At 75.0% G+C, this 21,311-nt stretch carries 21 protein-coding genes; 11 read left to right on the forward strand and 10 right to left on the reverse strand.

Annotated features, from left to right (window positions below):
• The first annotated feature begins 13 nt into the window (after positions 1 to 13).
• On the forward strand, positions 14 to 952 hold the full coding sequence (locus FHX39_RS21995; protein ID WP_332836660.1) for a DMT family transporter: 939 nt from the start codon (positions 14 to 16) through the stop codon (positions 950 to 952).
• On the opposite strand, the gene FHX39_RS04350 is transcribed toward FHX39_RS21995, so the two are convergent.
• From FHX39_RS04350 to pyrR, 4 genes are read right to left on the reverse strand one after another with little or no spacing between them, the layout of a single operon-like run.
• A complete protein-coding gene (locus FHX39_RS04350; protein ID WP_183336954.1) occupies positions 949 to 1,839 on the reverse strand; it encodes an aldo/keto reductase in 891 nt (296 codons plus the stop codon). The genes FHX39_RS21995 and FHX39_RS04350 overlap by 4 nt on opposite strands.
• A 1-nt stretch (position 1,840) precedes the next feature.
• Positions 1,841 to 3,148, reverse strand: a complete 1,308-nt coding sequence (locus FHX39_RS04355) for a dihydroorotase (RefSeq protein WP_183336955.1) — start codon at positions 3,146 to 3,148, stop codon at positions 1,841 to 1,843.
• A complete protein-coding gene (locus FHX39_RS04360) occupies positions 3,145 to 4,125 on the reverse strand; it encodes an aspartate carbamoyltransferase catalytic subunit (RefSeq protein WP_183336956.1) in 981 nt (326 codons plus the stop codon). Before FHX39_RS04360 ends, FHX39_RS04355 begins: the two co-directional genes overlap by 4 nt.
• Entirely contained in the window at positions 4,125 to 4,694 is a 570-nt protein-coding gene (gene pyrR, locus FHX39_RS04365; RefSeq protein WP_183336957.1) for a bifunctional pyr operon transcriptional regulator/uracil phosphoribosyltransferase PyrR, read from the reverse strand. The genes FHX39_RS04360 and pyrR overlap by 1 nt, the downstream gene beginning before the upstream one ends.
• 9 nt (positions 4,695 to 4,703) lie before the next feature.
• Between pyrR and FHX39_RS04370 the strand changes: the two genes are divergently transcribed.
• On the forward strand, positions 4,704 to 5,024 hold the full coding sequence (locus FHX39_RS04370; protein ID WP_183336958.1) for a hypothetical protein: 321 nt from the start codon (positions 4,704 to 4,706) through the stop codon (positions 5,022 to 5,024).
• Positions 5,011 to 5,406, forward strand: coding sequence for a DUF5130 family protein (locus FHX39_RS04375; RefSeq protein WP_183336959.1), 396 nt, complete (start codon positions 5,011 to 5,013; stop codon positions 5,404 to 5,406). Before FHX39_RS04370 ends, FHX39_RS04375 begins: the two co-directional genes overlap by 14 nt.
• A 24-nt stretch (positions 5,407 to 5,430) precedes the next feature.
• Here the strand turns inward: FHX39_RS04375 and FHX39_RS04380 are convergent, their stop codons facing one another.
• Both FHX39_RS04380 and pepN read right to left on the reverse strand, forming a co-directional pair.
• The gene (locus FHX39_RS04380; RefSeq protein WP_183336960.1) at positions 5,431 to 6,315 is read right to left on the reverse strand and encodes a DNA-3-methyladenine glycosylase family protein; all 885 of its coding nucleotides are present in this window, start codon (positions 6,313 to 6,315) and stop codon (positions 5,431 to 5,433) included.
• Positions 6,297 to 8,864 carry an aminopeptidase N gene (gene pepN, locus FHX39_RS04385; RefSeq protein ID WP_183336961.1) on the reverse strand — a complete coding sequence of 856 codons (2,568 nt, stop codon included), beginning with the start codon at positions 8,862 to 8,864 and terminating at the stop codon, positions 6,297 to 6,299. The genes FHX39_RS04380 and pepN overlap by 19 nt, the downstream gene beginning before the upstream one ends.
• 72 nt (positions 8,865 to 8,936) lie before the next feature.
• Between pepN and FHX39_RS04390 the strand changes: the two genes are divergently transcribed.
• The gene (locus tag FHX39_RS04390; RefSeq protein ID WP_332836661.1) at positions 8,937 to 9,704 is read left to right on the forward strand and encodes a mycothiol-dependent nitroreductase Rv2466c family protein; all 768 of its coding nucleotides are present in this window, start codon (positions 8,937 to 8,939) and stop codon (positions 9,702 to 9,704) included.
• 66 nt (positions 9,705 to 9,770) lie between these two features.
• On the opposite strand, the gene FHX39_RS04395 is transcribed toward FHX39_RS04390, so the two are convergent.
• A complete protein-coding gene (locus FHX39_RS04395) occupies positions 9,771 to 11,240 on the reverse strand; it encodes a YcaO-like family protein (protein ID WP_183336962.1) in 1,470 nt (489 codons plus the stop codon).
• 42 nt (positions 11,241 to 11,282) lie between these two features.
• Here FHX39_RS04395 and FHX39_RS04400 point away from each other — a divergent pair, with 42 nt between their 5' ends.
• Together FHX39_RS04400 and FHX39_RS04405 are read left to right on the forward strand one after the other, a co-directional pair.
• Positions 11,283 to 12,065, forward strand: a complete 783-nt coding sequence (locus tag FHX39_RS04400; RefSeq protein ID WP_183336963.1) for a polysaccharide deacetylase family protein — start codon at positions 11,283 to 11,285, stop codon at positions 12,063 to 12,065.
• A 32-nt stretch (positions 12,066 to 12,097) separates the two neighbouring features.
• Entirely contained in the window at positions 12,098 to 12,559 is a 462-nt protein-coding gene (locus tag FHX39_RS04405; RefSeq protein WP_183336964.1) for a ribose-5-phosphate isomerase, read from the forward strand.
• Here FHX39_RS04405 and FHX39_RS04410 read toward each other — a convergent pair.
• A complete protein-coding gene (locus tag FHX39_RS04410; protein WP_183336965.1) occupies positions 12,556 to 12,783 on the reverse strand; it encodes a hypothetical protein in 228 nt (75 codons plus the stop codon). The genes FHX39_RS04405 and FHX39_RS04410 overlap by 4 nt on opposite strands.
• A gap of 86 nt (positions 12,784 to 12,869) precedes the next feature.
• On the opposite strand from FHX39_RS04410, the gene FHX39_RS04415 reads away from it, so the two are divergent.
• The 3 genes from FHX39_RS04415 to FHX39_RS04425 all read left to right on the forward strand — a co-directional run bounded on the left by FHX39_RS04415 (position 12,870) and on the right by FHX39_RS04425 (position 18,785).
• On the forward strand, positions 12,870 to 14,453 hold the full coding sequence (locus FHX39_RS04415; protein WP_183336966.1) for a hypothetical protein: 1,584 nt from the start codon (positions 12,870 to 12,872) through the stop codon (positions 14,451 to 14,453).
• A gap of 118 nt (positions 14,454 to 14,571) precedes the next feature.
• Positions 14,572 to 17,886, forward strand: coding sequence for a bifunctional lysylphosphatidylglycerol synthetase/lysine--tRNA ligase LysX (gene lysX, locus FHX39_RS04420; protein WP_183336967.1), 3,315 nt, complete (start codon positions 14,572 to 14,574; stop codon positions 17,884 to 17,886).
• On the forward strand, positions 17,883 to 18,785 hold the full coding sequence (locus FHX39_RS04425) for an alpha/beta fold hydrolase (protein WP_183336968.1): 903 nt from the start codon (positions 17,883 to 17,885) through the stop codon (positions 18,783 to 18,785). The genes lysX and FHX39_RS04425 overlap by 4 nt, the downstream gene beginning before the upstream one ends.
• On the opposite strand, the gene FHX39_RS04430 is transcribed toward FHX39_RS04425, so the two are convergent.
• Positions 18,767 to 19,171, reverse strand: coding sequence for a hypothetical protein (locus FHX39_RS04430; protein WP_183336969.1), 405 nt, complete (start codon positions 19,169 to 19,171; stop codon positions 18,767 to 18,769). The genes FHX39_RS04425 and FHX39_RS04430 overlap by 19 nt on opposite strands.
• 86 nt (positions 19,172 to 19,257) lie before the next feature.
• Between FHX39_RS04430 and FHX39_RS22000 the strand changes: the two genes are divergently transcribed.
• Positions 19,258 to 20,073 carry a DUF4261 domain-containing protein gene (locus FHX39_RS22000; RefSeq protein ID WP_183336970.1) on the forward strand — a complete coding sequence of 272 codons (816 nt, stop codon included), beginning with the start codon at positions 19,258 to 19,260 and terminating at the stop codon, positions 20,071 to 20,073.
• 30 nt (positions 20,074 to 20,103) lie between these two features.
• On the opposite strand, the gene FHX39_RS04440 is transcribed toward FHX39_RS22000, so the two are convergent.
• The gene (locus tag FHX39_RS04440; RefSeq protein WP_183336971.1) at positions 20,104 to 20,400 is read right to left on the reverse strand and encodes a DUF503 domain-containing protein; all 297 of its coding nucleotides are present in this window, start codon (positions 20,398 to 20,400) and stop codon (positions 20,104 to 20,106) included.
• A gap of 177 nt (positions 20,401 to 20,577) precedes the next feature.
• On the opposite strand from FHX39_RS04440, the gene FHX39_RS04445 reads away from it, so the two are divergent.
• Entirely contained in the window at positions 20,578 to 21,282 is a 705-nt protein-coding gene (locus tag FHX39_RS04445; protein ID WP_332836662.1) for a gamma-glutamyl-gamma-aminobutyrate hydrolase family protein, read from the forward strand.
• The last annotated feature ends 29 nt before the right edge of the window (positions 21,283 to 21,311 follow it).

The raw sequence follows: 21,311 nt of genomic DNA on the forward strand, positions 1-21,311 counted from the left end.
CCATCCTCGTGCGGTGCCCGACCCGTCGTCCCCCTCCGGTCCACCCACCACCTCCGGGCTCGGCCGCGCCGGGGTGGTCGCCGTCGTCGTCACGGTGCTGTCCTGGGCCTCCGCGTTCGTGGTCATCCGCTTCGCCGCACCCTGGCTCGGCCCCGGCGCGCTCACGCTCGGCCGGCTGCTCGTCGCCACCGTGGCGCTGACCGTGCTGTCGTCCTTCCCCCGGCTCGGCGGCGGTCACCGCCTGGAGCGGCTGCGCGCGCTGGACCGGAAGGAGCGCTGGCTGCTCGTCCTCGTCGGGCTGGCGTGGTTCGCGGTCTACAACGTCGCGCTGAACGCCGGCGAGCGCCACGTCGACGCGGGCACCGCCTCGATGATCATCCAGCTCGCGCCGGTGATCGTCGCCGTGCTGGCCGGCACCCTCCTGCGCGAGGGCTTCCCCCGGCCGCTGGTGGTGGGCGTGGCCGTCGCCCTGCTGGGGACGATCCTGATCGGGGTGGCCGCCGGGACGGCGGCGCCGTCGGCGCAGGGGTCACGCGGGCTCGGGGTGGTGCTGGTGCTCGTGAGCGCCCTCGTGTACGCGGTCGCGCTCGTCGCGCAGAAGGTGGTGCTGCGGCGGGTGTCCGGGCTGGTCGTGACCTGGGCCGCGTGCGCGGTCGGCTGCGTCGCCTGCCTCCCCTTCGCCGGCGAGCTCGTCCGTGAGCTGGCGGTGGCCCCGGCGAGCGTCTGGTGGGCCGTGGTCTACCTCGGCGTCGTGCCGACGGCCATCGCCTTCTCGACCTGGGCCTTCGCCATGGGCCGCAGCGACGCCGGCCGGCTGTCGGTGACGACGTACGTGGTCCCGCCCGTGGCCATCGGCCTGGGCTGGCTGTTCCTGGGCGAGGTGCCGCTCCCGCTGGCCGTCATCGGCGGCGCGGTCAGCCTCGTGGGCGTCGCGATCTCCCGCCGACGCTAGGTGGAGCTGGGCCAGTCCCGCCCGACGCGGTCCCAGGCCGCGTCGAGCTCCGCGAGGACCTCGGGCGGCAGCGGACCGCGGCTCGCGGCCTCGACGGCGCGGCGCAGGTGGTCCGGCTTCGCCGTGCCGACGATCGCGGTGTGCACCCCGGGGGCGTACGCGGTGAAGCGGAGGGCCAGCTCGGGCCAGTCCAGATCAGCACCGCCGAGGTCTCCGGGGTCGAGGTCCAGCGCCTGCAGCCGCTCCCAGTAGAGCTCGGCGTAGTGCCCGGTCGGCCGCTCGGGGAAGCGCCACGGCGCGTTCGCGATCGGGCGCTTCGCGATCACGCCGAGCTCGGGCTCACGGCCGACGACGTGGTGCAGGTTCCACCGGTCGACGACGTTGACGCTGCACTCGACCGCGGCGAAGCGGCCCGAGGACGCGGCGTACGCGAGCGCGTCGTTGTCGCCGCTGTAGCCCGCGACGCCGATCAGGCCCTGGGCAGCCGCGTCGTCGAGCGTCTCCTGCAGGTCGCCGCGCTGGAGGACCTCGAGCGGGCAGGAGTGCAGGAGGTAGACGTCGACGCGCTCGGAGCGCGTCCGGCGCAGCGTCTGCTCGAGGCCGGCCCGCACGCTGGCCGACGACCAGTCCTCGTAGCCGGGGACGCCGGAGCCGCCCTTGCTGGAGAGCACGAACTCGTGACGCCGCCGGCCGAGGTGGCGTCCGATGCGCTCCTCGCTCGTGCCGTAGCCCAGCGCGGTGTCGACGAGGGTGACGCCGAGGTCGAGGGCCGCGTTGAGCAACGCGCCTGCCTCGGCCTCGGTGACGTCGGCCTCGCCGATCTGACCGGCGCCGAGCCCGACCACCGAGGTGTCGAGGGTCGTCCCGCCGAGCGGTCGCTGCTCCACGTCAGCGCCCGTACGTGGCCCGGCCCGCCCACCAGGTCGCCACGACCGGGTCGGGCAGGTCGCGACCGTGCCAGGGGTTGTTCCGCGAGAGCGACACCGAGGCGGCGCGGTCGACCGTGGCGCGGCGCGTGGGGTCGACCAGCGTGAGGTTCGCCGGCTCGCCGACCGCCAGCGGGCGGCCCTGGCCGCCCAGCCGGGCGATGTGCGCAGGGACGGACGACATCCGGGTCGCGACCTCGCGCCAGCCGAGGGTGCCGGGGCGGACCATGGTCTCCACGACCACGGCGAGCGCGGTCTCCAGCCCGAGCATCCCGGGCGCCGCGTCGACGAAGGCGTGCTCCTTGTCGTGGCGCGCGTGCGGGGCGTGGTCGGTCGCGACGACGTCGATCGTGCCGTCGGTCAGCGCCTCGCGCACGGCGGCGACGTCCTCGGCGCTGCGCAGCGGCGGGTTGACCTTGAACGTCGGGTCGTAGCCGAGCAGCTCGTCCACGGTGAGCAGCAGGTGGTGCGGCGTGACCTCGGCGGTCACGGCGATGCCGCGCGCCTTGGCCCAGCGCAGCACGTCGACGGTCTCGGCCGTCGACACGTGGCACACGTGCAGGCGCGAGCGGGTCAGCTCGGCCAGGCCCACGTCGCGCGCGACGATGCCCGCCTCCGCGACGGCGGGCCAGCCGGGCAGGCCGAGGCGGCCCGAGACGGGACCCTCGTCGCAGCAGGCGTCGGGACCGGCGAGCCGGGGGTCCTGGGCGTGCTGGGCAATCACGCCGTCGAAGGCCCGGACGTACTCCAGCGCCCGGCGCATCAGCCGGGCGTCGGCGACGCAGCGGCCGTCGTCGGAGAAGACCCGGGTCTGCGCGGGGGACCGAGCCATCAGACCCAGCTCGGCGAGCTCCTCGCCGGCCAGGCCCTTGCTCACGGCGCCGATCGGCACGACCTGCGCCGTGCCGGTCGCCCGGCCGACGTCGAGCAGGTGCTCGGCGGCCTCGGCGGTGTCCGTGACGGGGGAGGTGTTGGCCATGGCCAGGACGGCGGTGTAGCCGCCCCGGGCCGCCGCCGCGGTCCCGGTGGTGACCGTCTCGGCGTCCTCGCGGCCGGGCTCGCGCAGGTGCGTGTGCAGGTCGACGAGCCCGGGCAGGGCGACGAGCCCGTACGCGTCCACCCGGACGGCATCGGGGCGGGCGTCCGCGGGGTCGGCGAAGACCCCGTCGCGGATGAGGAGGTTGGCCGGACCTGCACCAGCCAGGTCGGCGCCGAGGACGAGGACGTCGGTGGTCGTCGGGGTGCTGGTCAGGGGGCTCGTGGGGCTCATCGGACCGCCCCGCTCTCGTCGGCCCCGCCGAGCAGCAGGTAGAGCACGCTCATGCGGACGGACACCCCCGCGGCGACCTGGTCGAGGATCAGCGAGCCGGCCGAGTCGGCGGCGTCCGCCGAGATCTCGAGCCCGCGGTTCATCGGGCCGGGGTGGCAGATCGCGGTGCCCGGGCGCAGCAGCCCCAGCCGGGCCCGGGTGAGCCCGTAGCCCACGGTGTACTCGCGGGGGGTCGGGAAGTAGCCCCCCGACATGCGTTCGCGCTGCACGCGCAGCATCATCACGGCGTCGACCTCTCCGAGCACCCGGTCGAGGTCGTCGCGCACCTCGACCGGCCAGGTGTCCACGCCCGCGGGGAGCAGGGTGGGCGGGGCGACGAGCACGACTCCCGCGCCGAGGGTCGTCAGCAGCTCGACGTTGCTCCGGGCCACCCGGGAGTGGGTGATGTCGCCGACCACGGCGATCCGGCGGCCGGCGAACGGCTGGTGGTCGTCACGCCCGGCGTCCGGCTGGGACGCCCGGAAGTGGCGGCGCAGCGTGAAGGCGTCGAGCAGCGCCTGCGTGGGGTGCTCGTGGGTGCCGTCGCCGGCGTTGACCACGTGGACGCCGAGCCCGAGCTCGGCGAACCAGCGGGCCGCCTGCAGCGGGGCGCCGCTGGCCATGTGCCGGATGACGAGGGCGTCGACCCCCATCGAGGCCACGGTGAGGACGGTGTCGCGCAGGGACTCGCCCTTGGAGACCGACGACCCCTTGGCGCTGATGTTGATCGTGTCGGCGGACAGCCACTTGCCCGCGAGCTCGAAGGAGCTGCGGGTGCGGGTGGAGTCCTCGAAGAACAGGTTGACGACGGTCCGGCCGCGCAGGGCCGGCAGCTTCTTGACCGGGCGGCCCTGGACGAGCGCCATCTCCTCGGCCAGGTCGAGGATGCCGGTGGTCTCCGCGGCGTCGAGGTCCGCGGCCGACAGCAGGTGGCGCATCACGCGGCGCCCCCGGTGATCGTGACCTCGTCGGTCCCGTCGACCTCGCTGAGGCGGACGGACACGCGCTCGTCGGAGCGGGTCGGGAGGTTCTTGCCCACGTGGTCGGCGCGGATCGGCACCTCGCGGTGGCCACGGTCCACCAGCACGGCCAGCCGGACGGCGCGGGGCCGCCCCAGGTCGCCGAGGGCGTCGAGGGCGGCGCGGACCGTACGGCCGGAGAAGAGGACGTCGTCGACGAGCACCACCACGGCGCCGTCCACGCTGACCGGCACCTCCGTGCGCCCGGGGGCGCGGGTGGGGTGGCGGCGCAGGTCGTCGCGGTACATGGTCACGTCCAGGGCCCCGACGGGGATCGGGGTCGACTCGACCTCCGCCATCGCCCGACCGAGGCGCTCGGCCAGCGGCACCCCACGCGTGGGGATGCCGAGCAGGACCAGGCCGGCGGCACCCCGGTTGGCCTCGAGGACCTCGTGGGCCATGCGCGCGCAGGCCCGGCTGATCTGGTCCGCGTCCAGCACCTGTCGAGCGAGCGAGGTCGTGTGCTCCGGCCCGATCACGTCAGGCATGCTAGTGCCATGGACACGCTGTTCGGCTGGCCGCAGGTCCCCACGGTCACCCCGCTCGAGGCGCTGGGCCTGCTGGCCGGCGTCCCCCTGGTGGTGATCGCGCTGATCTTCGCGGTCTCCAAGGCGAACGCCGTGCTGCAGGCCTCACGGCGCGGGCCGGGCCCCCAGCCCGAGGACCCGGTCTGGATGGGGGGCCGCGCGCTCTCGATCATGGGGGGCGCCGAGGACCAGGCGCCCGACGAGATCGAGGCGCAGCGCCGCGAGCTCACCACGACGCCGAAGACGCCGGCCCTCGACGCCGAGGCCGGTGGGGCCAGTGCTCGCTGGTGACGACCTGGTCCCGGCCGACCGGCAGCGGCTGGAGCGGGCCATCGGGATCGCCCGGGAGGTCTCGGGCCTCGACTTCGCGCTCTACCTGACCACGTCCGAGGAGGACTCCCGCGCGTACGCCCTCCGGCTGCACGGCGCGCTCGACGAGCCCGACCGGTCGGTCCTCCTCCTGTGCGACCCGGGCTTCAAGGTCCTCGAGATCGTCACCGGCCGTAACGCCCGCCGTGCCCTGCCCGACCGGGTCTGCGCGCTGGCCGCCGCGACCATGCGTTCGTCCTTCGCCGCCGGCGACATCGTCGGCGGCCTCTGGAACGGCATCACCCAGCTGGGTGAGGCGGCCCGCCAGCCGCGGACGCTGCACGGTCCCACCACCGACGAGTAGTCGTCCCGTCACTTCGCCGGGCGGTCAGACGTACGGCCGCCAGAGGTGCACGGTCGCGTAGCTCCGGAACGGTGCCCACGCGGCCGGGTCGGTCATCCCGCGCGCCTCGAGCTGACGGCGTACGGCGAGGTCGGTGGTGAGCAGGATGTCGGCCTGACCGAGCGCCCGCAGCCCGACCACGTCGGCCGTCCAGGGCCCGATGCCCGGCTGGGCCAGCAGCTCGCGACGCTGGTCGGCCCAGGAACGTCCCCGGTCCAGCACGAGCGCGCCCGACGCGAGCGCGTCGGTGAGCGCCACGAGCGCCCGACCCCGGGCCCGCGGCATCGGCAGCACCTCCGGGTCCGCCTCCGCGAGCCTCTCCATCGTGGGGAACAGGCGCGAGACGGCGCCCCCGTCGACGACCACCTCGTCCCCGTACGTCTCGGTCAGCTTGGCCGAGCAGCGCGCGGCCGCCGCCATCGAGATCTGCTGGCTGACCAGGGCCTGCACCGCGGCCTCCGCGACGTCGGTCGCCCCCGGGAGGCGCAGGCCCGGGCTGCTCGCCACGTCCTCGGCGAGGTGCGGGTCACGCCCGAGCGCGGCGACGACGTCCGCCACCGGCGCGTCCGCGTCGACGAGGTGCCGCACCCGGACGACGGCGTCGGCCTCGTCGTCGGGGTGACCCGCGTACGCCAGGCCCAGCTCGTTGCCGTCCCACGTGACCCGCACCGCGGCCGGCCCGTGGGCCAGCCGGAGCGTGCGGGTCAGCCCGAGCGGGGCGCACGGGTCGCTCGGGTCGACCGGGTCGTGCGCCTCGACCCCGGGCACGGCGAACCGGCGCAGGAAGGCGAAGAGCGTCGCCCCGTCGTACGGCTCGGTCGTCGCCAGGCGCTGCGGCGCCCCGAACGGCCCTAGGACGCCTGCTGGCACTTCAGCGCGCGGAGCGAGTCGGCGCGGCGCTCGACCACGATCCGGCGCAGCGACGCGGACAGCTCGACGTCGGCGAGCCAGGCGTCCAGCCGGGCCAGGAACGGCTCGCGCTCGGCGGGCACGGGGAAGAGGTTCCGCACCGCGGTGGTGCGGAGCGCCTCGCCCTTGGTCGCCCACACCCCGCGCAGGGCCGAGGCGTCCTCGACCATCGCGAGGTACGGCTCGACGTACGGGGCGAGGACGTCGTCCTGCCCGCGCGGGCCGAAGGAGATGCAGATCGCGGACTGCACGCTGTTGGTGACCTCGTCGGTCTGGGTGGCGAGCCGCCACGCCTCGGCCTTCGCTTCGGCCGTCGGTCGGGCCGCCCGGGCCCCGGCGGCGAGCTCCGCGCCGGCGCTGGAGTTGTCCCGCGCCTGCTCGGCGTCGATGCCGGCCCCGTCGATGCGCCCGAGCCGCGCCAGCTGCCCGACCAGCAGCCAGCGCAGGTCGCGGTCGACCGCCAGCCCCTCGGGCACGTCGCGCCCGTCGAGCCACCCGGCCACGACGTCGGCGCCCCAGCCGGGGTTGCTCGCCGCCGCGAACGAGCGGGCGAAGGCGAGCTGGGCGTCGGAGCCCTCCGGGGCCGCGCCGAGCAGCTCGTGCAGGCCCCGTTCCAGCTGCTCCTGCACCGCGCCGCGCTCGCCCAGCCCGGTGTAGGAGTTCGCGGCGAGCGAGGCCTGGGCCAGCACGTTCCGCAGCTGGGTCGGGACGGTCTCCACGGCCGCGGTGCGCAGGACCACGTCGACGTAGTCGCGGGCCGGCAGCTCGGCGCCGCGGCAGGCGTCCCACAGCGACGCCCAGACGACCGCCCGGGCGAGCGGGTCGGCCAGCAGGGGCAGGTGCTCCAGCACCGTCGCGCGGGACCGCGCGTCGAGGCGCACCTTGGCGAAGGTCAGGTCGCCGTCGTTGGGCAGGAGCAGCGCGGGCCGCGGGCGGCCGACCAGCTCGGGCACCGGCGTCCGCTCGCCGTCGACGTCCATCTCGACCGCCAGCGTGCGGGTGAGCCGGCCGTCGACGACGTCGTACGCGCCCACGCCCACCCGGTGCGGACGCAGCGTCGGGTGCTCGGGTGCCGCGGTCTGGACCATCGCGGCGGCGGTGACGGCACCCTCGGTGTCGGTCTCCACCTCGAGGGCGAGGGTGTTGACGCCGGCGGTCTCGAGCCAGCGCTGGGACCAGGCCGTGAGGTCGCGCCCGGACGGCGGCTCGAGGGCGGCGAGCAGGTCGGCCAGGCTGGTGTTGCCGAAGGCGTGCTCGGCGAAGTAGGCGCGGACGCCCTCGAGGAACGCGTCGCGCCCCACGAACGCGACCAGCTGGGCGAGCACCGAGGCGCCCTTGCCGTACGTGATCTGGTCGAAGTTCGTGCTGACCGCCTCGAGGTCGACGATGTCGGCCGCGATCGGGTGCGTCGAGGGCAGCTGGTCGGCCCGGATCGCGCCGGTCTTGGAGCCGGCGCTGAAGGAGGCCCAGTTGGACGCCGGGTCGTCGGTCAGCTCGCCGACGGCGAAGTTCGAGGACCACGTGGCGAAGGACTCCTTGAGCCACAGGTCGTCCCACCAGCGCATGGTCACCAGGTCGCCGAACCACATGTGCGCGAGCTCGTGCAGGATCACCTCCTGCCGGTAGTCGCGGGAGGCCTGGGTGACGCGGCTGCGGAAGATGTACTCGTCGCGGAGCGTCACGAGGCCGATGTTCTCCATCGCCCCGGCGTTGTACTCCGGCACGAAGGCCTGGTCGTACTTGCCGAAGGCGTACGGCAGCCCGAAGTGGTGCTCGAAGGTGCGGAAGCCGCCCTGGGTGACCTCGAGGATCGCGTCCGTGTCCAGGCTCTCGGCCAGCGAGCGCCGGCAGATGACGCGCGACGAGATGGTGCCCTTCGCCGTCTCCAGCTCGCCGTCCACGATCGTGTAGTGGCCCGCGAGCAGCGAGGTCAGGTAGGTCGAGACCGGTTCGGTGGTGGCGAAGGTGGTCAGCAGGTTCCCATCACCGGCGTCTTCCTGGGTCTCGAGAGCGCCACCCGAGACGACGGCCCAGTCCGCCGGGGCGACGACCGAGATCGTGTAGCGCGCCTTGAGGTCGGGCTGCTCGAAGCAGGCGTAGACGCGGCGGGCGTCGGCCGGCTCGAACTGCGTGTAGAGGTAGACCAGCCCGTCGGCGGGGTCGACGAAGCGGTGCAGGCCGTCCCCGCTGCGGCTGTAGCGCACGACCGCGTCCACGTGGAGCTCGTGCTCGCCGGGGGACACGTCGAAGGGGAGCCGGGAGTCCACGAACGTCGCCGGGTCGAGCGCCACGCCGTCGAGCTCGGCGGCGCGGACGCTCTCGGCGATGAGGTCGACGTGCAGCGAGCCGGCCTCGCGCGCGGTGAAGCGGATCCGCGACGACGAGGTGAAGAGCGTGGTCGGGTCCTCGACCTCGCGACCGGACAGGTCCACGCGGACCTCGTACGTGTGGGTGCCGATCAGGGCCGCGCGCGCCTGCGCCTCGGCTCGGGTGAGGTTGTCGGGGAACATGCGTCGATCCTTCCACGCACCCGGCCTCGGGCGCCGTGCCGTGCGTGGCCGGCGGCTGCCTACGCTGTGACCATGGCGAAGAAGAACAAGCAGGCGGACGCGAAGGCCGAGCTCGAGGCCCTGGGCAAGCAGACCCGCAAGGCGGTCGAGGCCGTGCTGGCCGAGGTCCGGGAGGTCGCCGAGGAGCTCCGTGCGCGGACGTCCGCGGCCGCCCCCACCCCGGTGGCGTCGACGACCTCCGTGCAGACGGTGGACTTCTGGTTCGACCCCATCTGCCCCTGGGCGTGGATGACCTCGCGCTGGATGCTGGAGGTCGAGAAGGTCCGGCCGGTCAAGACCGTCTTCCACGTGATGAGCCTGTCGGTGCTGAACAGCGGGCGCGACATCCCCGACGGCTACCGCGCGATGCTCGACCAGGGCTGGGCCCCGGTGCGCGTCGCGCTCGCCGTCGAGGAGCGCTACGGCCAGGAGCAGCTCCGCGCCTTCTACACCGCGATCGGCACCCGGATCCACCCCCGGCAGGAGGGCTTCGACCGCGCCACGATCGAGGGCGCGCTGACCGACGTCGGCCTGCCGGTCGAGCTCGCGGACGCGGGCGACGTCGGCGACAACGACGAGGCCCTGCGCGCGTCGCACCACCAGGGGATGGACCCGGTGGGCCAGGACGTCGGCACCCCCGTCATCCACGTCGGCGACGTCGCCTTCTTCGGTCCCGTGATGTCGCCCGCGCCGAAGGGCGAAGAGGCGGGCCGGGTGTACGACGGCGTGCTCGCGCTGGCGTCGTACCCGGGCTTCTTCGAGCTCAAGCGCACGCGCACGGTGGACCCGATCTTCGACTGAGCCGCCCGCAGGACCACCGCGTCGACCTGTGCACCGACGTCGGTGCACAGGTCGACGCGCTCCTGCTCAGACCTCGACGAGGTGGCGGGGCGGTTCGCGGTAGAGCGGGTAGCGCGCGCCGACGATCCGCTCGGCGGTGGCGTAGGAGTACCAGACCGGCCCGCCGAGCCGTTCCTCCGCCTCCGCGGTGAGCACGACCCGAGCCGGGTGGCTCTCGGTCGGCCCGTCGCCGCGGCGGACCAGGTCCAGGTCGGTGCCCAGCAGGTCGGCGGCGCCGAGCTCGCCGATGCGCCCGTACGACAGCGTCTCGACCTCGAGGCCGGTGACGATGACCTTGGCGACCTGCACCTCGCCGGTGCGGGTGCGCGCGGCCAGCACGTCGTGGCCCTCCAGCGTGGCGAGCAGCCGCGCGAGCGAGCCGTCCCCCCGCTCGGCCTCGGGGACCTTGACGGCCGCGCGGTCGACCGTCCGGCTGCGGTCAGGTGCGGTCAGCGCACGGAGGCGGTCGGCGCCGAGGTCGTGCCAGGCCCGCATGGCCGCTACGGCCCGCGGCTCGCCCGTCGCCCCGCCGCGCTCGACGGCCGCCCAGTAGTCGGGGTCGGCCACCGCTCGCGCCGCGGCCCGGTCACCGAAGCAGAAGGCCTTGCGGGCGCGTGAGTTCGCGTGCTCCAGCAGCGCCTTGAGCAGGCTGCGGTCCACCGACTGGTCGGCCGCCTCGCCGCAGGCGGTGAGGCGGATCGGCGAGGAGTCGTCGGCGTCGACCCCCATGACGTAGGTCGAGCACACGCCGTACGCGGTCGCGGCGTGCTTGAAGACCGCCTCGACGCCCTCGGACGCGAAGCGGGCCGCCAGCATGGCGGTCTCCCCGGCCGGGTCGAGGCTCGTCGGGTCGATCTCGGGGGAGCGGGCGTCGAGCGCCCGGAAGCGCAGGCCGTTGGTGTGACGCTGCAGCACCTCGAGGATCCCGTGCCGGACCGGCCGCTCGTCGTCGAGCCCGGCGCCCAGGCCGTTCGTCACCGGGGTCACGAGCAGGGGCTCGTCCGCCGGGACGGCAGACCCCCGGTCGGCCGCGTCGCTGGCCACGAGGTCGAGGGGCGCCCACACCGGTTCGCCGGTGCGGACCCGGACGACCGGGACCCAGGTGATGACCGTGTCCGGGCGCCAGGGCGATCCCGCGGGCAGGCAGAGGGTTGCGGGGTCGGCCACGTGGTCCGCGCCCTCGCGCCCGACGAGCTCCCGGAACGAGCCCCGCTGCGCCCGCGTCCGCAGCGCGGCCAGGTGCTGGCCGGCCAGGACGCCCTCGGCGAGCTCGCCGAGCCCGCTGAGCCGAGCCGCCCGGGTCGTCAGGCCGTAGCCGTTCCCGTTCATGGTGATCCGGCCGTCGACGAGCAGCGAGCAGCTGGTCACCGGCACCCCGAGGTGGTCCAGCGACGAGATGTCGAAGTCGAGGACCCGCCCGGAACGGCCCAGCACCTCCGCGTACGCCGTGACCGCGTCCCCGGCCTCCGCACCGGTCGATCCACCCTGCTGGGGCACCCGCCCACCTCCTGGTCGCTGCGTGGAGGCACAGTGCAGCACGTGGACGTCGACCCGGACGGCGGGCCCCTGCCCGCCCTCAACCAGCTGATCCTCGCCCAGACCGCCCTGGGGATCGGCGTGCCCGTCCTGCTGCGGACCGGTGCGCCCGGGCCCGAGGAGGTCGATCCCTTCGGCGAGGAGTCCTACCGCGTGCAGGTCGGGCTCGCGGCCCGGCTCATGGAGGCCGGCTCGCTCGACCGCCTCGTCGTCGACGACCCGGCCGCGCGCGACGTGGCGCCGCGCCTGCTGGAGCGACCCCTGCTGGCGCTCAACTTCCACGGGATCGAGCCGGAGCACTTCGACGTCGTCCGCGAGCAGCTCACCCGGGCGGCCTCGCTCGGGCCGACCTTCGACCTCGACGCGACGCACGCGGTCGGCGAGGTCCGCGTGCTGTTCGCCTTCTACGACGGCTTCGCCGACACCGCGGCCTTCGCGGCCGACGTGTGCCACGACCTCGGGCTGCGGGCGGTCTTCTTCCCGCTGACCTCCGCCGAGCACGGCGCCCGGCTGGTGACCGACGTCGAGCTGGCCGACCTCGCGACCGCGCACGAGGTCGGCTGGCACACCGCCAACCACATGGGCGCGGAGGAGGTCGACGCCGACGACGTGGAGACGGAGGTCGTCGAGCCGTTCCGCCGGATCGAGCAGGTCACCGGGCGCGCCCCGCGGATCGGCGCCTGGTGCTTCGGCAGCCGCTTCGACCCCGACCGGCCGGGCAACCCCGCGCTGGTCGACCTCGGCCTCACGCACCTCGTGTCCAACTGGTCGGTCGAGCGGGTCTGACCCGGCTCGGACGGGTCTGCCAGACTGCCGCCATGCGCGTACACATCGGCAGCGACCACGCCGGGTTCGAGCTCAAGGGGCGCCTGATCGAGGCCCTGCGGGCCGAGGGCCACGAGCTCGTCGACCACGGGCCGGTGGAGTACGACCCCGAGGACGACTACCCGATCTTCTGCATCCCGACCGCCGAGGCCGTGGTCAACGACCCGGGCTCGCTGGGGATCGTCGTCGGCGGCTCCGGCAACGGCGAGCAGATCGCGGCGAACAAGGTGACGGGCGTCCGCTCGGCCCTCGTCTACGACCACGACACCGCCTCGCTCGGTCGTCAGCACAACGACGCGAACGTCATGGGCATCGGCGCCCGCATGCACACCGACGACGAGGCCGTGGAGCTGGCCAAGGTCTTCCTGTCGACCCCGTTCAGCAACGAGGAGCGGCACGCCCGCCGCATCGAGCTGCTGGCCCGCTACGAGGCCCAGCGCGGAGCGGGCAGCTAGCGGGCGTACGCCCGGGGCCGGCGGCCGTCGATGCGGGCGAGCAGGCTGTCGACCACCTCGGCGGCCTCGAGCTCGTCGGCCATCGTGGGCCGGGCGGCGTCCCGGGCCCGCATGGCCCGGTCGAGGGTGACGAGGCCCGAGGCCCCGTCACGGCCGAAGTCGCGTGGCCAGAGCTCGCGCTCGGCGTGGCCCTGGTGCGGTCGGCGGCCCTGATCGGTCGGCACGACGTCCACGCTAGGAGCCCGGACGCGCCGGGCGGAGCGCGGACACGCAAGCGTTATGGAGCCGCGATGATTCAGGGGACGGACGAATGACGGACGAACGCGTGTCCGGGACGGACACCGTCCTGCGGGCCCCGGGTCTCGACGTCCACCTCGACGGAGACGGGACGGTGGTCCGGGTCGGGGTGGCCGGGTCCCGGATCGACTGGCTGGGGCCCAGCGGTGCGCTCGCGCTGACGACCGCCGACGGCCCGGTCGTGCTCGGCCCGCCGCGGGTCGTCGTGGACGTCGACGAGGTCGAGACGGAACGTTCCCGGGGCGGCCTCCGCACGGTCGTGCGGCACTCGGTCGAGCAGGGCTGGACGGTGCGCGTGGTCCTCGCCAACGAGTCCGACGCCCCGCTGGCCCTCGAGCACGTGCGCCTCGGGTGGCGGGCGGCGCCCGGCACGGTGGTCACCGCGCTCGCGGCCGGGGCCCAGGCCGCGTACGCGGTGCAGCCGGCGGACGGGGCGGGACCGGTCCTGGCCGGGCGGCTCCGCGCGGGCGCCCAGCCCGGGGTGGACGACGCCGGTCTGCTGCTGGGGCCGCTGGTGCTCGCCCCGCACCACCGCTGGGCCGTGGCCTGGCGCTGGGAGGTCGTCCCGGACGCCCGCCGCGTGGTCGCGCACGACCTGCCGCGCTCGACCTGGCTCGACCTGGGCCAGAGCGCCGTCCTTCCCGGCGGCCCGGACGTCGCCGTCGTGGCTCCCGGGCTGAACGTGGAGCTGGAGGACGACCGGGTCGAGGTCGAGGCGTTCGAACCCGGGGCCTCCGTGGTGGAGCTGCGCTCGGCCCGGGGCACGACGGCGTACGCGCTCGACTGGGCCCCAGACCTCGACGACCTCGTCGACGACCGCGTCCGGCAGCTGCTCGCCGGCCCGACCACCCCGGCCGGCACGGTGCGGCTCGCGGACGCCGACGCGGGACTGCTGGTGCAGGACGCCCTCGCCCGTCGCACGGCCAGCCCGACCGACGACCTCGCCGACGCCCTCGAGCTGCTGGCCGGCGAGCTGGTCGAGCGGCTGGACGAGCCCGCGGACGAGGCGGGGGAGCCCGAGGCCGTCGACTCCGTGACGCTCGCCTTCCTGGCCCGCGAGGCCGACCGGACGGTCGAGGAGTCCACCGGCACGGCGCTGCTCGACGTCGCCGTGGAACGGCTCCGGCGGACGACGGCTCCGGTCCCCGGGCTGGGGCTGGCGGGCGTGGGGCTCGCGCTGGCGCTCGTCCGTGCCGGACGGTCGGCGACCGACGTCGTCGCCCACCTCGACGCCCTGCGCACGGCGGGGGGCGGGTCGGCCGACGTCCACATGGAGCTCGCGCTGCTGCTGCGGCCGCGGGAGGAGGTCGCCGGGGACGTGGTGCTCGCCGCCCTGCACCGGCTCGCCGTCTCGCTCGGGGCCGGCCTGCCGGGACGGGTCGTGCCCGCGGCGGCGACCGCCGCGGTGGCGTACGCGTCCACGCTGCTGGGGCTCGTGGACGAGCCGACCGGGCAGCGCCTGCAGGACCGCTGGGGCGTCACCGCGTCCGGGCTGGCGCGGGTGACGGCGGCACAGGTACGGGCCCGGGTCGCGACGGGCGACCACGGCCCGGAGGACCGGCGCGCCCTGTCCTGGCTGGTTCTCGGACGCCGTTGACCGGGTCTGGAAGAGTGGGCGCGTGACGAGCACGGCGGCCGTGGGCCCATCGGTCGTGGCCGGCGACGCACCCCCGGCCGAAGGTCCTCGGCCCGCGGCCCGTCGCACCCCGCCCCGGATGCCCCGTCTGCCGGCCCTGGTGTCGCGGCTGTTCTTCGTCGCCGGCGTCCTGCTCATCCTCGAGACGCTGTTTCCCGGGGTGGCCTGGGTCGGGTTCCTCGTCGACGTCTGCTCGACGCTGCTCTTCCCCGTCGACGAGGGCTCGATCGGGTTCGGCGTGTTCCTGCTGCTCCTCGGCGCGACGCTCGCCCGCCGCAAGCGGGTCGGCTGGGTCCTGGCGCTGGTCATCTTCGGGTTCTTCCTGATCACCGACCTCGCCGTGGTGACCGGCCTGGTGGCGTCGCTCTTCGCCCTGCAGACCGACTTCAGCGCGGTGCCCGTCTACGCCCGCTTCGCCTTCAACCTCGCCGCGCTCGGCGCGCTCACGGCCTGCCTGGTGCACTACCGCGCCGAGTTCACCGCGCGCCGCGCGCCCGGCAGCGTCCGCAAGGCGCTGCTGACCCTGCTGGTCGGGCTGGGCGTGACCGTCGGCGTGGCGATGACGCTGGTGACGGTCTTCCCGAACGAGCTCGTCGGGCCCCGCGGCCGCCTGGCCTGGATCCTCGAGCGGCTCGGCCGGGCGCTGTTCAGCAGCACCGACGGCGACCTCGTGGCCCAGCCGGTGTCGAGCCCACCCGGCTGGATCAGCACGGTCGTCGGCCTCCTGCTCGGCCTGACGCTGCTCGCCGCCGTCGTGATGCTCACCCGTTCGCAGCGACTGGCAGCGCTGATGTCGCCGGCCGACGAGCCCCTGGTCCGCGCCCTGGTGGCGCAGTCGGGCGAGGACTCGCTGGCCTACTTCGCCACCCGGCGCGACAAGTCCGTCGTCTTCGCCCCCGACGGCGGCGCAGCGGTGACCTACCGGGTCGACCTCGGGGTCTGCCTGGCCAGCAGCGACCCCATCGGGCCGCCCGCACGGTGGGATTCGGCCATCCGCGCCTGGCAGGGCCTGATCGACACGTACGGCTGGACGCCCGCGGTCGTCGGGGCGAGCGAGGCCGGCGCGACCGCGTACGCCCGCGACCTCGGCCTGCGCGTCATCCGGATCGGCGACGAGGCCGTGCTCCACCCTCGCGACTTCCACCTGGGCGACCGGGACATGCGTCCGGTGCGTCAGGCGGTGCAGCGTCTCGAGCGCCTCGGCTACACGGTCCGCGTCAGGCGCCACCGCGACCTGCCGGGCGCGGAGCTGACCGCGCTGGTCGAGCGGGCGGACGCGTGGCGCGACACCGAGAGCGAGCGCGGCTTCTCCATGGCGCTGGGCCGCCTCGGCGACCCCGCCGACGCCGACTGCCTGATGGTCGAGGCGCTCTTCCCGCCCGGGCGGCACGAGCCCGGCCCGGCCGGCGACGTGGCCGGGCTGCTGTCCTTCGTCCCCTGGGGGACCGACGGCTTCTCCCTCGACGTGATGCGGCGCAGCCCGGACGCCGACAACGGCGTCACCGAGCTGATGGTGAGCGCGGTCATGGGCGCGAGCGCCGAGCTCGGGATCCGGCGCGTCTCGCTCAACTTCGCCGTGTTCCGCAGCGCCTTCGAGGAGGGTGCGCGGATCGGTGCCGGTCCCGTCCTGCGGCTGTGGCGGCGCCTGCTGCTCGTCGCGTCGCGCTGGTGGCAGTTCGAGTCGCTCTACCGCTCCAACGTGAAGTACCGCCCCGAGTGGCAGCCCCGCTTCCTGTGCTTCGCCGAGACGCGCGACATCGCCCTCGTCGGCACCGCGCTCGGCGTCGCCGAGGGCTTCATCGACCTGCCCTCCTTCCTGCGCCCGCCGATCGACGTCGGCCCCGGCCCGGACGCGCTGGTCGCCCGACCTGCGATTGCGCCAGCGCCGGCCCCGCTGCCGGTCGCCCCGGCCGACCTCGGCCCCCGGCTGCCCGAGCAGGTGCGGCAGCGCATGGCCACGCGGGAGCGGCTGATCAGCGAGGGCACCGACCCGTACCCGCCGTCGTTCCGCCCGCACCAGACGGCGGCGCAGGTGGCCGCCGGCGTGCTCGGCGAACCGGCCAGCGTCGCCGGCCGCGTGGTCGCCGTACGTGACCTCGGTGGTGTCCTCTTCGTCGTCGTGCGGGACTGGACGGGCGACGCCCAGCTGTTGCTGAGCCGCGACGGCGTCGGCGGGGAGGCCATGGACCGGCTGCGCCGCGACGTCGACCTCGGCGACCACCTGGGCGCCGAGGGCAGCATCGTCCGCTCGCGCAGCGGCGAGGTGTCGCTCGGGGTCGCCGACTGGCTGCTGACCGCGAAGTCCCTGCGCCCGATGCCGGACAAGCGGCGGGGGATCAGCGACCCGGAGACGCGCGTCCGGCAGCGCTACCTCGACCTGACGGTCAACCCCGCCGCCCGGGAACGTCTCCGGTCACGTTCCGCGGTGCTGCGTGCGGTGCGCCGGACGCTGGACTCTCGCGGTTTCCTCGAGGTCGAGACCCCGATCCTCCAGACCATCCACGGCGGGGCCAACGCCCGCCCGTTCCGGACCCACATCAACGCGTACGACCTCGACCTCTACCTCAGGATCGCGCCCGAGCTGTTCCTCAAGCGCCTGATGGTGGGCGGCGTCGACCGGGTCTTCGAGATCGGCCGGAACTTCCGCAACGAGGGCGCGGACGCGACCCACAACCCCGAGTTCACGATGCTCGAGGCCTACGAGGCGTACGGCGACTACACGACGATGCGCCATGTGGCGCAGGAGATCGTGCTGGCCGCGGCGCGGGCGGTCAGCGGGGGGACGCTCGTCCGGGGCACGGACGCCCAGGGCGTCGCGCACGAGGTCGACCTCGCCACCGAGTGGCCCGTGGTCACGGTCAACGACGCGATCTCCGCCGCCGCCGGCACCCTCGTCACCGCCGACACCGACCGCGAGGCGCTCGTCGAGCTCGCCCGCACGCTCGGCATCGCGGTGGACTCGTCCTGGACCCGCGGCAACGTGCTCCTCGAGCTGTACGAGCACCTGGTCGAGTCGCGCACGGTCCGCCCGACCTTCTACACCGACTTCCCGGCCGAGGTGTCGCCGCTGACCCGCCAGCACCGGGTCGACCCGCGGCTGGCCGAGCGCTGGGACCTGGTGGCCTTCGGGGCCGAGATCGGCACTGCCTACTCCGAGCTGGTCGACCCGGTCGAGCAGCGGGCCCGGCTGACCGCCCAGTCGCTCCAGGCGGCCGGCGGCGATCCTGAGGCCATGGAGCTCGACGAGGACTTCCTGCTCGCGCTCGAGCACGCGATGCCGCCCTCGGGCGGCCTGGGGATGGGGATGGACCGGCTCGTGATGATGCTGACGCAGGCCTCGATCAGGGAGACCATCGCGTTCCCGCTCGTGCGACCGCGGACGGAGGGACGGTGAGCCCCGAGGCGGCCGGCCCTCCGGTCAGCGAGCTCGTCCGGACCGCCGGCTCCCACGTCACGGAGCTCGGCGGACGACTCGTCCACCTGTGGGTGGTGCCCGGCGCCGGCACGCCGGTCCTGCTACTGCCCGGCTGCGCGGTGCCCTCGTACGCCTTCCGACCGGTCGAGACCGCGCTCCCGGGCCGCTGGATGGTCGCGCTCGACCGTCCCGGGATGCTGGACACGCCCTGGCCCGGACGGCTGCCGACGCTCGCCGAGGAGGTCGCCACGCTCCTCGCGCTGTGCGAGGCGGTGGGCACCCCGCCCGTCGTGGTCGCCCACTCGATGGCCGGGCCCCACGCCGAGGCGCTCGCGCGGGAGCACCCCGGCGCCGTGAGCGGTCTGGTGCTGCTCGACGCCAGCATCGAGGTCGACGCCCAGCGGCCGTCGGCCGCCTTCGACCGGGCGTGGCTGGCTGCGTCCAAGCTCGCGCTGGAGGGGTCCCGGCTGCCGCCCTTCGCGGTCGCCGCTGCACTCTCCACCCGCGTCGCGGTCTGGTCGCAGAGCCAGCGGCTGCGGATCAACTACAGCCGCCCGCCGGGCACGGAGGAGCTCTTCCGCCGCCCGGACACCCTGGCCAGCCTCGTGGCGGAGCAGGCCGCGTACGGCGACCAGCTCGCGGACCTGGAGGACCTGCTGGAGACGACCACGTGGCCGAGCACCCCGGGCGTCGTGCTCACGGCCGGGCGCCGGCCCGGCTGGGTGCGCAAGCAGCGCGTGCTGGCGCACCGCACCGGGGCGCGGCACGTCGTCGTCGACGACAGCCGCCACCTGATGATGGTCGACCGGCCCGACGCCGTCGCCGAGGCGGTCGTCTCGCTGCTGCCCGAGCCGGAGCGTCAGACCGACGTGGTCTGACCCGTGGACCGCCGCCCCGGCCGGAGGAGCGCCGACAGGCAGACGGAGGTCGGCACCGCGAGCACCGCGAGGAAGCCGAGGTAGGTGTCCCGGCGCTCCGAGCAGTCCCGGGCGATGCCGTCCCGACCCGCGAAGTCGGTCTTCCCGCTCCGGATGTGGTCGCCGTAGGAGCGTGAGTTCTCGCTCGACAGCGACGAGTGGTCCGTGGGCCAGCCGACCGTGAGGACCGAGCCGCAGCTCACGGCCACGGACTCGTCGTCGAAGGCGGCGGTGGTCTCGAACCGGGGGCCGTGGAGCAGCAGGAACGCCATGGCGGCCAGCAGCACCAGGCCGACGACGGCGAGCGGGACCCGCGGGTCGACGCGACGGGGGGTCTCGGTGGGCACACCTCATTCTGGGGGCCGCGAGGTCCCCTAGTCTCGGCCTACGACCACGGAGGTTCCTCCGTGGTGACCCACGGGAGGGAGCCTGCGTGCCCGAGCGCGAGAGCCTGGTCGCCGAGCTCTGGTACGCGACCGCGCCGGACCTGTCCGACCGCTTCCTGCTCGAGGGTCTGCGGGCCGTGGCCCCGGGCGTCGAGGCGCAGGACGGGTCGATCGTCGTCCCCTACGACGGTGCGGAGCTGCCCACCCGCACCGCCGCGCCCGCGGGCGGCGACGGCGTCACGCCGCCCCTCGTGACGGTCGTCCTGCCCGGGTCGGCGCTGGGCCACGAGGGCAAGGCCCTGCCCGACGCGAGCCAGACCTGGGACTGGCCCGAGGTCGACGACGCGCTCGCCGGGGCCCGGGCCAGCGTGCTGGTCACCGAGATGTTCGCCGGACCGTACGGTGCCCGCGACCGGGCCGCGGCGCTCGTCGCGGTCGTGGCCGCGCTGAGCGCCGCCACCGCTCCCGTCGCGGTCAGCTGGCCGACGAGCCAGCGCGTCACCGACCCGGCCGCGCCCGCCGCCGACGGCCTCGGCGGGCTGGTCAACGTCCGCCTCTTCGCGGTGTCGGACGACCCGGACGAGCTCGTCATGGACACCCGCGGCCTCGCGCCCTTCGACCTCCCCGACCTGCAGATCCACTTCCGCGACCTCGAGCCGGGCCGGCTGGCCGGGCAGCTCTACGCCACCGCGGGCTACCTGCTTCAGGAGGGCGACGTCATCGCCGACGGCAACACGATCTCCGGTCTGACGGACGACGAGCACTGGGTCTGCCACCACGAGACGGCTCTCGTCGCCCCGGAGCGGACCGTCCTCGACGTCGACCCGGGCGACCCGTACGCGGCCGGGCGCCGCGCCCGCTGAGCCCGCGCGGACCGGCCCGACCGGCCTCCGCTACTCGTCGTCGCTGCTCACGAGCCGGCGGCGCACCGACAGCAGCTCGACCTCGGGGCGGTAGGCCGCCAGCCGCTCCGCCGCGTCCAGCACCTCGACCACGTGGGCGCGGTCGGCGGCGACGAGGCCGACGCCGATCGCCGTACGCCGGTGCAGCTCGAGGTGGCCGACCTCGGCCGCGCTGACGTCGAAGCGGCGCCGCAGCTCCGCCACCAGCGGTCGCACCAGCGAGCGCTTCTCCTTGAGCGAGTGCACGTCACCCAGCAGCAGGTCCAGCTCCAACGTCCCGGTCCACACACCCTCATTGTGGCCGCTCGCGCACCGGGCGCTCGAGCGCTCCGTCTTCCTCGCTCCTGGTCACGGCGGAAGAACGTTGCCGTGACCAGGAGCTCGTCCAGACGGACCGGCGCCCGGTTCCCGACGCTCGCGGCCGGTCGCCGCCGATCGCGCGGTCGCGTCTGTGATCATGGGCGCGTGCTGCCGCGTCCCGTCATCGGACTGAGCACCTACCGCGAGACCGCCCGCTGGGGCGTGTGGACCGACGTCGCCGACCTGCTGAGCGCGACGTACACGCGCTCGGTCGAGGCCGCCGGGGGCACCGTGGTGCTCCTGCCGCCCCAGGGGCAGGGCGCGGACACCCTCGTGGGCCGCCTCGACGGCCTCATCGTCACCGGCGGGGCCGACGTCGAGCCGCAGCGCTACGGCCAGGAGCCCGGCCCGCACACGTACGTCCGTCCCGACCGCGACGCCTGGGAGCTCGCCCTGCTCGACGCGGCCCTGGAGCGTCAGGTCCCGACGCTCGGGATCTGCCGGGGGATGCAGCTGCTGGCCGTGCACGGGGGCGGGCGCCTCGAGCAGCACCTGCCCGACGTCGTCGGGCACGCGGAGCACGGGCCCGACGGGGATGCGTACGGCTGGACCTCCGTGCGCACCGTCGCCGGCTCCATGGTGTCGACCATGGTGGGGGAGTCGATGCAGGTCAGCTGCCACCACCACCAGGCCGTGCTCGAGCACCCGGGCTTCGAGGTCTCGGCCCACGCCGCCGACGGCACGATCGAGGCGATCGAGGACCCGGCGCGCGGCTACTGGGTCGGGGTCCAGTGGCACCCCGAGAGCGGTGACGACCACGGCCTGTTCGCCGGGCTCGTCGGGGCCGCAGCCCGCCGCGCGGCCGGCTAGCCACCCCCGCCGCGAGGTCGAGGGCGGAG

The organism is Microlunatus antarcticus, from assembly GCF_014193425.1.
Taxonomy (GTDB): domain Bacteria; phylum Actinomycetota; class Actinomycetes; order Propionibacteriales; family Propionibacteriaceae; genus Microlunatus; species Microlunatus antarcticus.

Coding starts and splice junctions, on each gene's coding strand:
- FHX39_RS04355 (WP_183336955.1), bottom strand. CDS start 3,148: ATGAGCCCCACGAGCCCCCTGACCAGCACCCCGACGACCACCGACGTC.
- FHX39_RS04360 (WP_183336956.1), bottom strand. CDS start 4,125: ATGCGCCACCTGCTGTCGGCCGCGGACCTCGACGCCGCGGAGACCACC.
- pyrR (WP_183336957.1), bottom strand. CDS start 4,694: ATGCCTGACGTGATCGGGCCGGAGCACACGACCTCGCTCGCTCGACAG.
- FHX39_RS04370 (WP_183336958.1), top strand. CDS start 4,704: ATGGACACGCTGTTCGGCTGGCCGCAGGTCCCCACGGTCACCCCGCTC.
- pepN (WP_183336961.1), bottom strand. CDS start 8,864: ATGTTCCCCGACAACCTCACCCGAGCCGAGGCGCAGGCGCGCGCGGCC.
- FHX39_RS04390 (WP_332836661.1), top strand. CDS start 8,937: ATGGCGAAGAAGAACAAGCAGGCGGACGCGAAGGCCGAGCTCGAGGCC.
- FHX39_RS04405 (WP_183336964.1), top strand. CDS start 12,098: ATGCGCGTACACATCGGCAGCGACCACGCCGGGTTCGAGCTCAAGGGG.
- FHX39_RS04415 (WP_183336966.1), top strand. CDS start 12,870: ATGACGGACGAACGCGTGTCCGGGACGGACACCGTCCTGCGGGCCCCG.
- lysX (WP_183336967.1), top strand. CDS start 14,572: ATGCCCCGTCTGCCGGCCCTGGTGTCGCGGCTGTTCTTCGTCGCCGGC.